Annotated in this window: 12 protein-coding genes; 8 read left to right on the top strand and 4 right to left on the bottom strand. The window is 73.0% G+C overall.

All coding sequences use genetic code 11. From position 1 onward, the window contains the following. Positions 1 to 533, top strand: a 533-nt coding sequence (locus tag E1281_RS15600) for an RDD family protein (RefSeq protein WP_131878741.1), incomplete at its 5' end; no start/stop codon positions are given. Between the two features lie 69 nt (positions 534 to 602). Here the strand turns inward: E1281_RS15600 and E1281_RS15595 are convergent. Then, positions 603 to 1,358: a hypothetical protein gene (locus tag E1281_RS15595; protein WP_131878739.1), complete on the bottom strand. Its 756-nt coding sequence runs from the start codon at positions 1,356 to 1,358 to the stop codon at positions 603 to 605. Between the two features lie 292 nt (positions 1,359 to 1,650). On the opposite strand from E1281_RS15595, the gene E1281_RS15590 reads away from it, so the two are divergent. From E1281_RS15590 to E1281_RS15580, 3 genes are all read left to right on the top strand, one after another. Further along, entirely contained in the window at positions 1,651 to 2,439 is a 789-nt protein-coding gene (locus E1281_RS15590; protein WP_131878736.1) for an ABC transporter ATP-binding protein, read from the top strand. Positions 2,440 to 2,550: 111 nt separating this feature from the next. Continuing rightward, positions 2,551 to 3,330, top strand: coding sequence for a sulfite exporter TauE/SafE family protein (locus E1281_RS15585; protein ID WP_131878734.1), 780 nt, complete (start codon positions 2,551 to 2,553; stop codon positions 3,328 to 3,330). An 80-nt stretch (positions 3,331 to 3,410) separates the two neighbouring features. Continuing rightward, positions 3,411 to 3,662 carry a hypothetical protein gene (locus E1281_RS15580; protein ID WP_131878732.1) on the top strand — a complete coding sequence of 84 codons (252 nt, stop codon included), beginning with the start codon at positions 3,411 to 3,413 and terminating at the stop codon, positions 3,660 to 3,662. Between the two features lie 8 nt (positions 3,663 to 3,670). On the opposite strand, the gene E1281_RS15575 is transcribed toward E1281_RS15580, so the two are convergent. The 3 genes from E1281_RS15575 to E1281_RS15565 all read right to left on the bottom strand — a co-directional run bounded on the left by E1281_RS15575 (position 3,671) and on the right by E1281_RS15565 (position 8,239). Beyond that, on the bottom strand, positions 3,671 to 4,786 hold the full coding sequence (locus E1281_RS15575; RefSeq protein ID WP_131878730.1) for an acetamidase/formamidase family protein: 1,116 nt from the start codon (positions 4,784 to 4,786) through the stop codon (positions 3,671 to 3,673). 95 nt (positions 4,787 to 4,881) lie between these two features. After that, entirely contained in the window at positions 4,882 to 7,095 is a 2,214-nt protein-coding gene (locus E1281_RS15570; RefSeq protein WP_131878729.1) for a cytochrome P450, read from the bottom strand. Positions 7,096 to 7,159: 64 nt separating this feature from the next. Further along, positions 7,160 to 8,239, bottom strand: coding sequence for an NAD(P)-dependent alcohol dehydrogenase (locus tag E1281_RS15565; RefSeq protein ID WP_131878728.1), 1,080 nt, complete (start codon positions 8,237 to 8,239; stop codon positions 7,160 to 7,162). 78 nt (positions 8,240 to 8,317) lie between these two features. Here E1281_RS15565 and E1281_RS15560 point away from each other — a divergent pair, with 78 nt between their 5' ends. The 4 genes from E1281_RS15560 (at position 8,318) to E1281_RS15545 (ending at position 13,586) form a co-directional block, all read left to right on the top strand. Continuing rightward, positions 8,318 to 9,775 (top strand): aldehyde dehydrogenase family protein, encoded by a 1,458-nt coding sequence (locus E1281_RS15560; protein WP_131878726.1) that lies wholly within the window; start codon positions 8,318 to 8,320, stop codon positions 9,773 to 9,775. A gap of 271 nt (positions 9,776 to 10,046) precedes the next feature. After that, positions 10,047 to 11,075: a zinc-binding dehydrogenase gene (locus E1281_RS15555; protein WP_131878724.1), complete on the top strand. Its 1,029-nt coding sequence runs from the start codon at positions 10,047 to 10,049 to the stop codon at positions 11,073 to 11,075. After that, positions 11,072 to 12,502 (top strand): amidohydrolase family protein, encoded by a 1,431-nt coding sequence (locus E1281_RS15550; RefSeq protein WP_131878722.1) that lies wholly within the window; start codon positions 11,072 to 11,074, stop codon positions 12,500 to 12,502. The genes E1281_RS15555 and E1281_RS15550 overlap by 4 nt, the downstream gene beginning before the upstream one ends. A 1-nt stretch (position 12,503) precedes the next feature. Then, a complete protein-coding gene (locus E1281_RS15545; protein ID WP_207943298.1) occupies positions 12,504 to 13,586 on the top strand; it encodes a BMP family ABC transporter substrate-binding protein in 1,083 nt (360 codons plus the stop codon). Positions 13,587 to 13,588 lie beyond the last annotated feature (2 nt).

Here is a 13,588-nt window from a genome sequence, read left to right as displayed (position 1 = left end):
GCTACGGCCAGCAGCCGCCCCCCGCCCAGCCGGCCTACGGTGCGCCGCCCCAGGCGCCCCCCGGCCAGCCGGGCTACCAGGAGGTGCACCACCACCACTACGGCTCCGGCGGGCAGCTCGCCGAGTGGGGCTCGCGTGCCGGTGGCTACATCATCGACTACCTCATCGTGGCCGCGCCGTTCTTCGTGCTCTATCTGATCGGCAACATCCTCGGTGCGTCCGGCAGCGGCGGCGCGGCCGTGATCGGCCTGCTGTTCATCCTGATCGGCCTCGCCATCTGGATCGCCGCCTTCCTGTGGATCTGCTACCAGGAGGGCACCACCGGCCAGTCGATCGGCAAGCGGCAGATGCGCATCCGCCTCGTCGGGGCGCAGACCGGCCAGCCGATCGGCTTCGGCATGGCCGTGCTCCGCAAGATCGCGCACGTCCTCGACAGCGCGCTGTGCTACCTCGGCTTCCTCTGGCCGCTGTGGGACGAGCGCAAGCAGACGTTCGCCGACAAGGTCTGCAACACCATCGTGGTCCGCGCCTGATCACAGGACCGTGAGCATCGCGGGGCGCCCCCTTTGGGGGCGCCCCGTTCTGCTGTGTGCCCCTCTCGGTCAGGGCACGGGGTCGAACGCGCTGTTGCACGCGGCCACGAGGGCGCGCCGGACGGCGCGGTCGAGCAGCCGCAGGGCCTCGCCCCGGCGCTGCATCTGGTCGGCGCTGAGGCCGCGGTCGTCCATCTGCCGGGCGAGGTCCACGACGAGGGACAGCCGGCCCGCGAGCGCGGCGACGCGGTGGGCCCGGGGCGGGTAGCCGGGGGCGAGCGGATGGTCGCCGCGGTCCGGGTCGCGCAGGTCGACCAGCGCCTCGGCGATCTCGGGCGGGACGCCGGCGAAGTCGTCCACCGTGAGCAGTGCCTCGGTGGCGTCCCGCATCGCCAGCGTGAGCTGCCGGTCCGCCTCCGGAAGGGGCGGGACGTCGGGCAGCCCCGGCGACGCGTCGTGGGTCGTCCAGCGTACGCCGACGTAGGAGGATCCGCGGCGGTCCTCGGCGGGCACGAGGCCGATCGCCCGGTCGCCGAGCACGGCGATGACGGCGGCGCCCGCCTCGATCGCCGCGCGGTTGAGGCCGGCCGGACCGGTCAGCCCGAGCGGGTCGCCGGTCTCGGGCAGGGCCAGCCGCAGCGCCGCCATCCCGCCGACGCGCAGGTCGCCGAGCCCGCGCCGCAGCGTCACCTCGGCGGGCTCGCCGCCGAGGATCTGCGGGCCCGCGTTCTTCTCGACCGCGTCGACCGCCTCGTCCAAGCCGATGTGGCCGGTCAGCCAGGCATTGCCCCAGGCGACCAGCGCGGTCGCGACGGCGGTGCTCATACGCGACACTCTTCGTCCCCGGCGGCCCCTGCCGGATGACGGTTCCGGCCATGGGCCGGGCGGCGGATGTTCGCTGCCTTGCTCATCGTCCTTCCCAACACTCCCCAATGGGCATGCGATCCACTTTAAGCGTTCGGATCGCCGATGCCACCGGACGTAACCAGACACTCGCGTCCAGGGTGCACCCTGGGACCGTCGTTTCCGGTGGGGAGCCGGGAGGCGGCGGCGGCCCGGAATCGCATAGGTTCTTTGCTGAGGATCACGGACCACCGGATGGGAGACGAAGGCGCGCATGGCCGGCGAGGTACTTCAGCTCCGCGGAGTCGGGGTCAGGCGCGACAGGGCGACCCTGCTGCGCGATGTCACGTGGACGGTGAGCGAGGGCGAGCGGTGGGTGATCGTCGGCCCGAACGGGGCGGGCAAGACCACGCTGCTCCAGATAGCCGCCGCCATGCTGCATCCGACCGAGGGCACGGTCGAGATCCTGGAGGAGGCGCTGGGCCGCACGGACGTGTTCGAGCTGCGTCCCCGCATCGGCCTGGCCAGCTCGTCGCTCGCGGAGAGGGTCCCGGAGGGGGAGCGGGTCATCGACCTGGTGCTGACCGCCTCGTACGCGATCCTGGGGCGCTGGCAGGAGGAGTACGACTCGACCGACGTGAGCCGTGCCGTCGGCCTGCTCGACGCGCTCGGCTGCGCCGACCTGATCGGGCGCACGTTCGACACGCTGTCCGAGGGTGAGCGCAAGCGCGTCCAGATCGCCCGCGCGATGATGCCCGATCCCGAGCTGCTGCTGCTGGACGAGCCCGCCGCGGGCCTCGACCTCGGCGGCCGGGAGGACCTCGTCGCCCGCCTGGCCGCCCTCGCCGACGATCCGGCCGCCCCCACGATGGCGATGGTCACGCACCATGTGGAGGAGGTCCCCGAGGGCTTCACCCACGCGCTGCTGCTGCGCGGCGGCGCGATCGTCGCGCGGGGGAAGGTGGACGAGGTGTTCACCTCCGAGCACCTCTCGAACACTTTCGGCATCCCGCTGTCGGTCGAACGCCAGGACGGCCGCTGGTACGCCCGCGCCGCGCGGTGACCCGGGGGCGGAGGACCGGGATCGTTCCGGGTACCCCGGTTCCAACACTGACCTGCGCGGTTCTTTACCATCGTGAGGCCATTGTTAGCCTTGTGAACGAGTAGGTGCGGTGTGGAGGTCCTCGACGCGATCGCGGTGCTGGCCGCCGGGATCGCCGCCGGCGGGATCAACGCCGTCGTGGGCTCCGGCACGCTGATCACCTTCCCGACCCTTCTCGCGCTCGGGTACCCGCCCGTCGTGGCGAACGTGTCCAACAACCTCGGCCTGGTGACCGGCAACCTCAGCGGCGCGTACGGGTACCGCGAGGAGCTGAAGGGGCAGCGGCGCCGGCTGGTGCGGATGGGCAGCGCCTCGTTCGCCGGCGCGGTCGCGGGCGGGCTGCTGCTGCTGACGCTGCCGCCCGAGGCGTTCGCCTTCATCGTGCCGGTGCTGATCCTCGTCGCGCTGGTGCTGGTGGTCGTCCAGCCCCGGCTCCAGGCGTGGATGCGGGAGCGCCGGGACGGTCAGGAGAAGCACCGTCCGGAAGGCGGCCTCGGGCTGTGGCTCGGCGTCTTCGGCACCGGGATGTACGGAGGCTACTTCGGCGCGGCGCAGGGAATCGTGCTCATCGCGATGCTCGGGATCGCGCTGGACGACGACCTCCAGCGGCTCAACGGCGCCAAGAACGCGATGGTGTCCATCGTCAACGGCACGGCGGCGCTGCTGTTCATCACGATGTGGCTGCTGGGCGAGACCGACATCAGCTGGTGGGCGGTGCTGCTGATCGCGATCGGCTCGACGGTCGGCGGGTGGCTCGGCGCCAAGCTCGGGCGGAGGATCCCGCCGATGGTGCTGCGCGGGGTGATCGTGGCGGTGGGGCTGGCCGCGATCGTCCAGCTGCTTCTCGGCTGATCCCCGGCGCCGCGCGGGGTTGCCGGAAGCCGTTCCCGGGTATATATCGAACATTCGTTCGAACGCTGCAGGGGGTTTCGATGAAGGGCGACTGGGTCGAGATCGTGGTGGACGTCGGCGGCTCGGCGACCAGGACCTACGAGGTGGCCGCGACCCGCGCCGGCCGCCGCGTGGAGATCGGCAACCGGCGCGGGGTGGTCGAGGTCAGCGAGGTGACCCGCACGGGCACCACGGTCCGCACGGCCCGCTTCATGTCCAACCGGGTCCTGGCGCTGGTGGAGCATCCCGTGTCCGACGAGAGGGGCGGGCACTCCGGCGACGGGCACGATTAGCCCTACGGTCAGCGGAAGTCGGCCTTGCGGATCATGCAGTGGACTCCCTTGACCCCGTCGACCACCTGGCTGATCTCGAAGTCGGCGGCGCCGCTGAGATAGGCGAGGGCGGTGTGCCGGGGCATCCCCTGGGCCTCCGCCAGGAATCCGACGGCGGCCCGCACGGCGCGGCGCACGGCCTCGTCGAGGTCCTCGTGCAGGCCGAGCGGCAGCCAGTGCGTGCCGGTCTCGGCGAAGGGCTCGTCCAGCGCGCCGAGGAGGGCGGACGCCTCGGCCCGCGGGATCACGGTCAGCCGCAGCGTCGCGCGCAGCGGCGCTTCCAGGGCGGTGAGCGCGACCTCCCCGTTCCCCTGGGCGTAGTGCGGGTCGCCTGCGTAGAAGGAGGCGCCGGGGACCTGGACGGGCAGGTAGAGCGACGAGCCGACCTGGAGTTCGTTGATGTCGAGGTTGCCGCCGAAGCTTCCCGGGGGCACCGAGTGGACCGGATCGGAGGTGTCGGCGGCCACGCCCATCAGCCCGAGGAAGGGTGCGAGCGGGAAGCGCGCGGCGCGCCCGCCGCCATACGGCAGCGTCCCGTGCAGGCGCCCGGCCTCCTCGACGACCTCGACGAACTCGCACACGCTGTTGTAGGCGCGGGAGGCGCCGTCCCGGGCGGGGTCGCTGCCCGGACCGCTGTCCGGGGCCGTCTCGGGGAACTCGCCGGGCAGCGCTCCGTACCCGTGCCTGCTGCTGATGAAGCCGTACGGAGCCCGGATCAGCAGGCTCAGCGTCTCGACCCGCAGCATGTCGCCGGGCTCCGCGCCGGCCACCTCGATCGGGCCGGTGACCACGTGCGGGCCGTCCTCGTCGTAGTCGTGCGCGACATCGGACGCGGCCAGGTCGAGGGCGTCGGTCAGCACCTGGTCGACGGGGACGCCGAATCCGGCGAGGTAGGCGTCCGGGTCGCGGCCCTGGTCCTCCAGGATGCCCTCGTGGCTGAGCGTGTCGATGGTGACGGTGTCGCCGGACGCGATCCGCAGCACCGGGGGCCGGTCCCGGTTGGGGAGCCGGCCCCACAGGCAGGTGTCGGGGGTGGTCGGCAGGTAGTGCGCGCCGTCGATGCGGCCTTCTTTCGGCTGGAGCATGGCCGCATGCTCGCCATCCGGTGGTGCGGCGCCGTTCCGGGCACGTTAACCCTAGGTAAAACGTGCACTATGCGAGACGGCGTCTTGTATAGAGGCTACAGATCGAGCACCAGGCGAGATGAGGTGCAGCGGCCCACGCAGATCATCATCGTCTTTCCCGCGGCTCGTTCCTCCTCGGTGAGCAGCGAGTCGCGGTGTTCCGGGTCGCCTGCCAGGACGCGCGTCTCGCAGGCGCCGCAGTAGCCCTTCTCGCAGTCGTACGAAAGGCCGGGCACCGCCTCCTGGACCACCTCGATGAGCCGCCGGTCGGCGGGGACCCGGAGCGTGGCGCCGGTCCGCGCGAGGTGGACGTCGAACTCGGTGTTGAGCGCCGGGTCGAACGCCACCTCCAGCGAGTCGTCGCCGGTGAAGCGCTCGACGTGCAGGCGGGACCGGATCCCCAGCTCGTCGCAGGCGCCCTCGGCCGCGGCGATCATGCCGGTGGGGCCGCAGCAGTAGATCGCGGTGTCCGGGCCCGCCTCGGCGAGGACCGCCTTCAGGTCCGGGACGCCCGCCTCGTCCTGCGGCAGGAGGCGCAGCCGGTCGCCCGCGAGCGCGGACAGCTCGTCCCGGAAGGCCATCGACGCGCGGGTGCGGCCGCCGTACACCACCTGGAACCCGGCGCCGCGTCCGGCCGCCTCGCGCACCATGGCCAGGATGGGGGTGACGCCGATCCCGCCGGCCAGGAACAGGTAGGACCCGGCGTCCACCAGCGGGAAGTGGTTGCGCGGGCCGCGCACGCCGAACGTGACGCCGTCGCGGGCGAGCGCGTGCACCTCCTCCGAGCCGCCCCGCCCGTCCGCCTCGCGCAGCACCGCGATCCGGTACCGCGAGCGGTCGGCCGGGTCGCCGCACAGCGAGTACTGGCGGACGCGTCCCGAGGGAAGGCGCAGCTCAAGGTGGGCGCCGGGCTCCCAGGCAGGCGCCTCGCCGCCGTCCGCGGGCGCCAGCGTCAGGGAGAGCACGCCGTCGGCCGCCTCCTCGGCGCGGGCCACGGTCATGTCGAACGCGGCGCCGAGGGGAGTGGCGGCCATCGCGGTTCCGGTGGCGCGCGGGCCTGGGGTGAAGACGGCCGGGATCGCGTCCCAGCCCGTTTGGTTGCCGTGCGCCGGGTACTCGACGAGCCCGTCCTCCAGCACCCGGAAGTCCGGCAGCCGGCTCAGCACCTGCGTGATCATCTCGCGGAACATCGCGCGGGCCAGATGGGCGCCCGCGCAGCGGTGCGAGCCGATCCCGAAGCTGAGGTGCCGGGACGCGTCGCGGTCCAGCCGGATCTCCGCGGGCTCGGGGAACACGGCCGGGTCGTGGTTGGCGGCCACCCACGGGATCAGGACGCGCTCGCCCGCCCGGACGGGGCAGCCGCCGACCTCGGTGTCCGACAGCGCCGTGCGGGCCATCGACTGCGAGGGCGCGAACGCCCGCAGGAACTCCTCGGTGGCGCGTTCCAGCAGGTCGGGGGAGTCGATGAGGCGCTGCCGCTGCTCGGGATCGCGGCTCAGGTGGACGAGCGTCGACCCGGTCAGCGAGGTCGTGGTGTCGACGCCGCCCGCGATGAGGAGCCCGATCACCGAGACCAGGTCGTCCTCGGTGAACGGCTCGCCGTCGCCGTCCCGCGCGGTGACGAGGGCGCTGACCGCGTCCTCGGCGGGCTCCGCGCGGCGGTCCCGGATCAGCTCGCGGATGCGCCGCTCCATGTACGCGAGGCCCTCGGCGCCGCGGAGGGCCCGTTCGCTTCCGGCGGGCGCGGCGAAGATGTCGTGGATCGGCCCGGCCAGCCGCGCCCAGTCCTCCTCGGGGAAGCCCAGCCAGTCGAGGGTGACGGCCGCCGGGACCGGGTTGGTCAGGTCGCGGACGAAGTCGGCCGAGCCCAGCTCGATGAACGCGTCCACCGCCCGGGTCGCGTGCCGGGCGATCATCGGGCGGAGCCGGTCGACCGCCGCCGGGGTCAGCAGCGGGTTGATCAGGTCGCGGTAGCCGGTGGCCCTGGGCGGGTCGAGTTCGATGGGGTACTGCTCCAGGCCGGGCCCGCTCGGGATGACGATGGAGACGGCGTCGACCCCTGTCGGCCCGCGCGCGGAGGAGAACGCCTCGTCGTCCCGGGCGATCCGGCTCACGTCGGCGTACCGCGTCGTGTAGACGAACCCGCCGTGCGCGGAGGTGCGCCCTACGGGACAGCCCTCCCGGTAGGCGGCGTAGTACGCCACCGGGTCGGCGTTGCATCCGTCCGAGTGGTGGTCGAACTGTTCCTGCTGTGCCAGCTGCTCAGTCATGTGCGCGACTCCCGATGCCGCATGTGCTTCCGCGCGGTGTTGCCCAGCCGCGCCTCTGGGAGATTCAGAAGGTCAGGACGGCCTTGCCGACCGTGCCCTGCCTCGCGGCCTCGGCGGCCTCGCCGATCCGCTCGAACGGGAAGCGCGTGATGACGCCGTCCACCGGAAGGCGTCCCGCCGCGTTCAGCCGCAGCAGCTCGGGGATGAAGACCTGCGGTATCCCGCCGCCGCCGATGATGCCGGTGATCGTGCGGCCGTTCAGGATGCTGCGCCAGTCGAGGCGCATCTCCTCGCTCGGCCCGACGCCGATGACACCGCAGTGGCCGAGGGGGGCGAGGGCCTCCACGGCGGTGCGGAGCACGTCCGCGCGGCCGGTGGTCTCCAGGACGAAGTCGAACCCGTCCGGGGCGATCTCGCGCAGTTCGGCCGCGGCGGGCCCGCCGCCGGTCACGCCGTGCGTGGCGCCCAGGGAGCGGGCGGTGGCCAGCCGCTCGGCGTTGAGGTCGACGGCGGCGATGGTCGTGCATCCGCTGAGCGCGGCGGCCATGACCGAGGTGACGCCCACGGCCCCCGCCCCGAAGATCGCGATCGACGAGCCGGGCGCGGGGCGCAGGACGTTGAGCACGCCGCCGGCGCCGGTCTGGAAGCCGCAGCCGAACGGCCCGGCCAGCGTCAGGTCGGCGTCCTTGCCGATCGGCACCACGGCGCGGACGGGCGCGATCACGTGGTCGGCGAACGCCGACTGCCCGAGGAAGTGGGCGTTGATCTCCGTCCCGTCCAGGGAGACGGCCGACGACCCGTCGGGGCGCCGTCCGCTGAAGTTGAGCGCGTCGAACCGCAGGCAGTAGCCGGGCGAACCCGTCAGGCAGGGGCGGCATCCGCCGCACGAGGTGAACGACAGCGCCACGTGGTCGCCCGGCGCCACGGAGGTGACGTGGTCGCCGACCTTCTCCACGACTCCGGCGCCCTCGTGGCCGAGCACGGCGGGGCCCTCCATGAAGGTGGCGAACTCCAGGTCGGTGGCGCAGATGCCGACCGCGCTGAGCCGGACCAGGACCTCGTCCGGGCGGGGCGGCCCGAGCTCCACGTCCCGCAGCGCCAGGGCCTCGCCCGGACGGTCCAGTACGGCGGCGGTGACCCGCATGCGCCCTCCCCAAAGGTCATTTCATAAAGAGATACGGCATCTTGACATGCGGGATAATTCCGGTCAAGGATTCCGGGTATGTCCGCACTTGATATTCCGGCCGGCCGCCAGCTCGTCGGCGGATCCTGGGTTCCGGCCCGTGACCAGGGAGAACTTCCGGTCCTCGACCCGGCGAACAGCAAGGTTATCCAGCGGATCGCGCGCGGCGGCCGGGCCGACGTGGACGACGCGGTCGCGGCGGCCAGGCGCGCCTTTCCCGGCTGGGCGGCGACCTCGCCCAGCGAGCGCGGCGCCCTGCTGGGCCGCTGGGCCGCGCTGATCATGGAGCGGGTCGAGGAGCTGGCCCGGTACGAGGCGCGCGACGTCGGCAAGCCGCTGTCGGGCGGGCGGACGAACGCGTTCATCGCGCACGGCATCGTCGCGTACTTCGCGGGCGCCGCCGACAAGCTCACCGGTGCCACGCTGCCGACCCGGGACCCCGGCTACCTGGGCTTCACGATCCCCGAGCCGTACGGGGTGTGCGCGGTGACGCTGCCCTGGAACGTGCCGATGCTGCTGTCGGCCGCCAACGTGGCGCCCGCGCTCGCGGCGGGCAACACCGTCGTGCTCAAACCGTCCGAGATCGCGCCGCTCGGACCGCTGGCGCTGGCGGAGCTGACCCGCGAGGCCGGCCTGCCGCCCGGGGTGTTCAACGTCGTCACCGGCCTCGGCGCGGAGGCGGGGGTGGCGCTCACCTCCCATCCGGACGTCGATCACATCAGCTTCGTCGGCTCGACGGCCACCGGCCGCGCGGTGATGCGCGCCGCGGCGGAGAACCTGGTGCCGGTCAAGCTGGAGCTGGGCGGCAAGTCGCCGAACGTGGTGTTCGCGGACGCCGACCTCGACGTGGCGGTCCCGGCGATCGTCGGCTCCATCACCGAGAACGCCGGCCAGAACTGCTACGCGGGCTCGCGGCTCCTGGTCGAGGAGTCGATCCGCGCCGAGGTGACCGAGCGCGTCGTGGAAGGGATGCGGGCCGTCCGGCTCGGCACGTGGGACCAGGATCTCGACATGGGGCCGCTGGTCAGCCGGGAGCAGCACGAGCGCGTCCTCGGCTTCCTTGAGGGGGCGCCGGGGGAGGGCGCCCGCGTGGTGACCGGCGGCGCGAAGGCCGAGGTGCCGGACGGCGGATGGTTCGTGGCCCCGACCGTCCTGGACGGCGTCGACCCCGGGATGCGGGTCGTGCGCGAGGAGGTCTTCGGGCCGGTCCTCGCCGTGCAGGGCTTCCGCGGCACCGCCCAGGCCGTCGAGATGATGAACGACACCGACTTCGGGCTCCTGGCCTGCGTCTGGACCGACGACGTGTCGCGGGCGATGCGCGTGGCCAAGGACGTGCGGTCCGGGCAGGTCGCGGTGAACCAGTTCCATGACGCGGGGGTCATCGGGTTCCCGTTCAACATGCAGAAGGACAGCGGGTTCAGCGCGGGCGGCGGGTACGCCGCGCTGCGCGAGTACACGCAGGAGAAGGCGGTCGCGGTACGGCTGCTCGACCGCTGAGCGGTGCCCGCGGAGTGGCGGTGCCTGCGGAGTGACGGGTGCCTGCGGAGTGACGGGGACCGCCCGGCCGGGCGGTCCGACCGTGCCCTGGTCATGCCGGGCTTCCGTTTCCCGTGCAGGCACCGCTGTTACGCAGCGGTTACGACTACCGCGGAGTTTTCCGGAGGGTGTTGACACGGCCGGGGAGCGCGGTTCAGAGTGTGCCTCACATTGCGAGTCGATGCCTCACAATGCGAGATGAATTCGAGAGTGCAACCGGGCGGAGGTCCAGGTGAGGGCGCTGGTTCAGACGGGCTTCGGAGGTCCGGAGGTGGTGTCGCTGCGGCGCGTCGCCGACCCGGTTCCCGGTCCTCGCGACGTGCTGGTCCGGGTCCGGGCCTGCGCGCTGAACCGGCTCGACGTCCTCCAGCGCCGCGGCCCCGCCGTCCTGCCCGGCTTCCGCCTCCCGCACATCGCCGGCATGGACGTGGCCGGGCACGTCGAGGCCGTCGGCGACGAGGTGGCCGGGCACGCCCCCGGCGACCGCGTGGTGATCGACCCGACGCTCGGCTGCGGTTCGTGCCGGCGCTGCGGGGCCGGGGACCCCGGCCACTGCGCCTCCGTCCGCGTCGTCGGCGGGAACGTCGCCGGCGGGTTCGCCGAGTACGTCGCCGTGCCCGAGCGGCTCGTCCACCCCGTTCCCGCGCACGTGGAGCTCGACGAGGCCGCCGCGCTGCCGTCCGCGTGGAGCACCGCCTGGCACGCCACCCTCACGGTCGGCGAGGTCGCCGCCGGCGAGACCGTGCTGGTGCAGGCCGCCGCCAGCGGGGTCAGCATCGCCGCCGTCCAGCTCGCCAAGCGCGCCGGGGCCCGGGTCGTCGCGGTCGCGGGCAGCGACGCGAAGCTCGCCCTCGCCGCGGACCTCGGCGCCGACCTGCAACTGCACAACGACGCGGGCGTCGTCGCCGCGGTGCGCCGCTTCACCGGCGGCGAGGGCGCGGACCTCGCGCTCGACCACGTGGGCGCGGCGACCTGGCAGACCTCACTGGACAGCCTCCGCACGGGCGGGCGGCTGGTGACGTTCGGCAACACCACCGGCGACGAGGTCACGATCTCCCTGGCCGGCGTCTACCACCGCGGGCTGCGGCTGCTGGGCTCGGGCGCCTACACCGAGGCCGACTTCGGCGCGATGCTGAGCGCCTACTTCGGCGGCGGCCTGCGGGCCGTCCGGATGGCCGAGTACGGGCTGGACGAGCTGCCCGCCGCGTTCGCCGCCGTCGAGTCGCGCACGGCCATCGGCAAGGTCCTGGTCCGCCCATGACCGGCTCCCTATTGGTCACCGGCGGGACGGTGGTGACGATGGCGCCCGGACGCGAGGTCGTCACCGGCGCCACGATCGCGGTCGTGGACGGGCGGATCGCCGCGATCGGCCCCTACCGGCCGCTCCGCGAGAGCCACCCCGGCGCCGCCGAACTGGACGCGACCGGCTGCGTCGTCGTTCCCGGCCTGGTCAACGCCCACCAGCACTGCACCGTGGACCCGCTGGTCCGCAGCGCGATCCCCGACGACATCGACGCCCAGGAGGCGATCTTCGGCTGGGCCGTGCCGCTGCACGGGCGGGTCTCCGGGGACGACGACGAGCTGTCGGCGGCCCTGACCGCCGCCGAGTCGCTGACGCGCGGGGTCACGACCGTCCTGGAGGCGGGCACCGTGGCGCATCCCGAGCGGGTCGCCGCCGGGCTGGCCGCGGCCGGGATCCGGGGACGGGTCGGCGGCTGGGGCTGGGACGCCCCGGGCGTCCCGCACGCGCTGCCCGCCGCCGACGCCGTGGCCCGGCAGGAGGAGATCGTCCGGAGCCTCCCGGCCGAGGGTCTCGTGACCGGCTGGATCACGCTGGTCGGCCACGACCTCGTCAGCGACGAGCTGTTCACCGGCGCGGCCGAGCTCGCCGAGCGCCTCGGCACCACCATGACCCTGCACATGTCGCCGGGACCCGGTGACGCCGAGTCGTACCTGAGCCGCACCGGCGTCCGGCCGCTGGTCCACCTGCGCGACCTGGGCGTGCTGGGCCCCCGGCTGCTCCTGGGCCACGCCGTCTGGCTCGACGACGAGGAGGTCGAGGCCGTCCTCGCGACCCGCACGGCGGTGGCGTCCTGCCCGGGTGCGTACCTGCGCCTCGGCCAGGGCTACACGCGGGCCGGGCGGCACGGCGAGCTGGTCCGGCGCGGCGGACGCGTCGCGCTCGGCTGCGACTCCCACAACGCCGGCGACGCTCCCGACGTGCTGCGCGCGGCCGGGCTGCTGGCCGGCCTGGAGAACGACCGGGGCACCTGGCCGCTGCGCGCGGACGAGGCGTTCGCGCTGGCCACGTGCTCCGGTGCCGAGGCGATCGGCCTCGGCGGCCTGGTCGGGTCGATCGAGGTCGGCAAGGCCGCCGACCTCGTCGTCCTCGACACGCACGACCCGGCCTGGACGCCGCTGGGCGACCTGGCCAAGCACCTGGTGTGGGGTGAGCCCGGCCACACGGTCCGCGATGTCCTGGTCGCCGGGAAGGCGGTCGTCCGCGACCGCCGGATCACGACCCTCGACCTCGCGGACCTGCGCCGGGAGGCGGAGTCGAGAGCGGCCGCGCTGCTGCGCGCGGCCGGCCTGGAGATCCTCCGCCGCTGGCCGGTGGTCCCCGCGTCCGCCGGCACATCGAGCTCCCGACCCCTGCTCGTCTCACCGTCCGATCGAAAGGACCCCTGAGGTGAAGAACCGTAAAGCGGTACGGATCGCGGGCGCGGCCGTCGCGTGCGCCACCCTGCTCGCCCTGGCCGGCTGCGCCGACCAGGACGCGACCGCCAACCAGAACTCCGCGGGCGGGTCGGGCGGCGGCATCCTGCCCGGCGAGCCCGACGTCAACGGCGACGGCAAGGTCGTCATCGGCGTGCTCAGCCCCGGCGACATCAACGACAACGGCTACTACCAGAGCTTCGTCACCGGTGCCGAGACGTTCGCCAAGCAGAAGGGCTGGGAGGTCATCAAGCGCGGCAGCGTCCCGGAGACCGAGGCGCTGAGCGCGGCCCGCGCGCTGTGCCAGCAGAAGGTCGACATGGTCGCGCTCGGCGCCTCCGAGCTGAAGGACGCGATCCCCGCCTCGGAGGAGGCGGTGTGCGAGAAGACCGCCTGGTACGTCCCGAGCTCGGGCAACGTCCAGCAGACCCCCAAGGTCATGCTGTCCACCGACGACCCCGCGCAGAGCATCCTGTCCGCCGGGTACGCGACCGGTGTGCTGATGCAGGCGAAGGGCGTCAAGAAGGCGGCCTTCGTGGGCGGCATGGAGGTCGACTTCAACATCAACGCCTCCAAGGCGTTCAAGGCGGGCATCCGCAAGGTGATCCCGGACGCGACCGTCAACACCACCTACGCCGGCGACCAGGACGACGCGGCCAAGGCCAAGGAGGCGGTGCAGGCCCAGATCGACCAGGGCGTCGGCGTCGTCTACCCGTACCTCGGCGGCTCCACCGACGCGGCCGCGAAGCTGGCCAACACCAAGAACCTCATCACGCTGACCCCGGGCACCGACCGGTGCGCCTCCACCGACCCGAAGTTCGACCTCTCGGTGATGTTCAGCCCCGGCGACTACTTCACCGAGGCGCTGAAGCTGTTCGACGCCGGCAAGCTCGAAATGGGCGTCCAGAAGGTCTGGACGATCGGCAAGGACCCGTTCCCCACGGTCAAGCTGTGCAAGGAGAACCCCGAGGCCAAGCAGAAGATCGACCAGTTCATGAAGGACATCGCGAGCGGGAAGATCGACGCCTCCGCGGAAGTGGAGAGGCTCGGTAATTGACT

The sequence above is a fragment of the Actinomadura sp. KC345 genome, from assembly GCF_004348515.1.
GTDB lineage: Bacteria > Actinomycetota > Actinomycetes > Streptosporangiales > Streptosporangiaceae > Spirillospora.
The sequence above is the reverse complement of the archived record's forward strand: the minus strand, read 5'-3'. Positions and strand labels throughout refer to the sequence as shown.

Bases quoted from the DNA above. Each gene is read 5' to 3' on its own strand.
- E1281_RS15560 (WP_131878726.1), top strand. From the start codon at position 8,318: ATGTCCGCACTTGATATTCCGGCCGGCCGCCAGCTCGTCGGCGGATCC.
- E1281_RS15550 (WP_131878722.1), top strand. From the start codon at position 11,072: ATGACCGGCTCCCTATTGGTCACCGGCGGGACGGTGGTGACGATGGCG.
- E1281_RS15590 (WP_131878736.1), top strand. From the start codon at position 1,651: ATGGCCGGCGAGGTACTTCAGCTCCGCGGAGTCGGGGTCAGGCGCGAC.
- E1281_RS15565 (WP_131878728.1), bottom strand. From the start codon at position 8,239: ATGCGGGTCACCGCCGCCGTACTGGACCGTCCGGGCGAGGCCCTGGCG.
- E1281_RS15580 (WP_131878732.1), top strand. From the start codon at position 3,411: ATGAAGGGCGACTGGGTCGAGATCGTGGTGGACGTCGGCGGCTCGGCG.
- E1281_RS15570 (WP_131878729.1), bottom strand. From the start codon at position 7,095: ATGACTGAGCAGCTGGCACAGCAGGAACAGTTCGACCACCACTCGGAC.
- E1281_RS15595 (WP_131878739.1), bottom strand. From the start codon at position 1,358: ATGAGCACCGCCGTCGCGACCGCGCTGGTCGCCTGGGGCAATGCCTGG.
- E1281_RS15575 (WP_131878730.1), bottom strand. From the start codon at position 4,786: ATGCTCCAGCCGAAAGAAGGCCGCATCGACGGCGCGCACTACCTGCCG.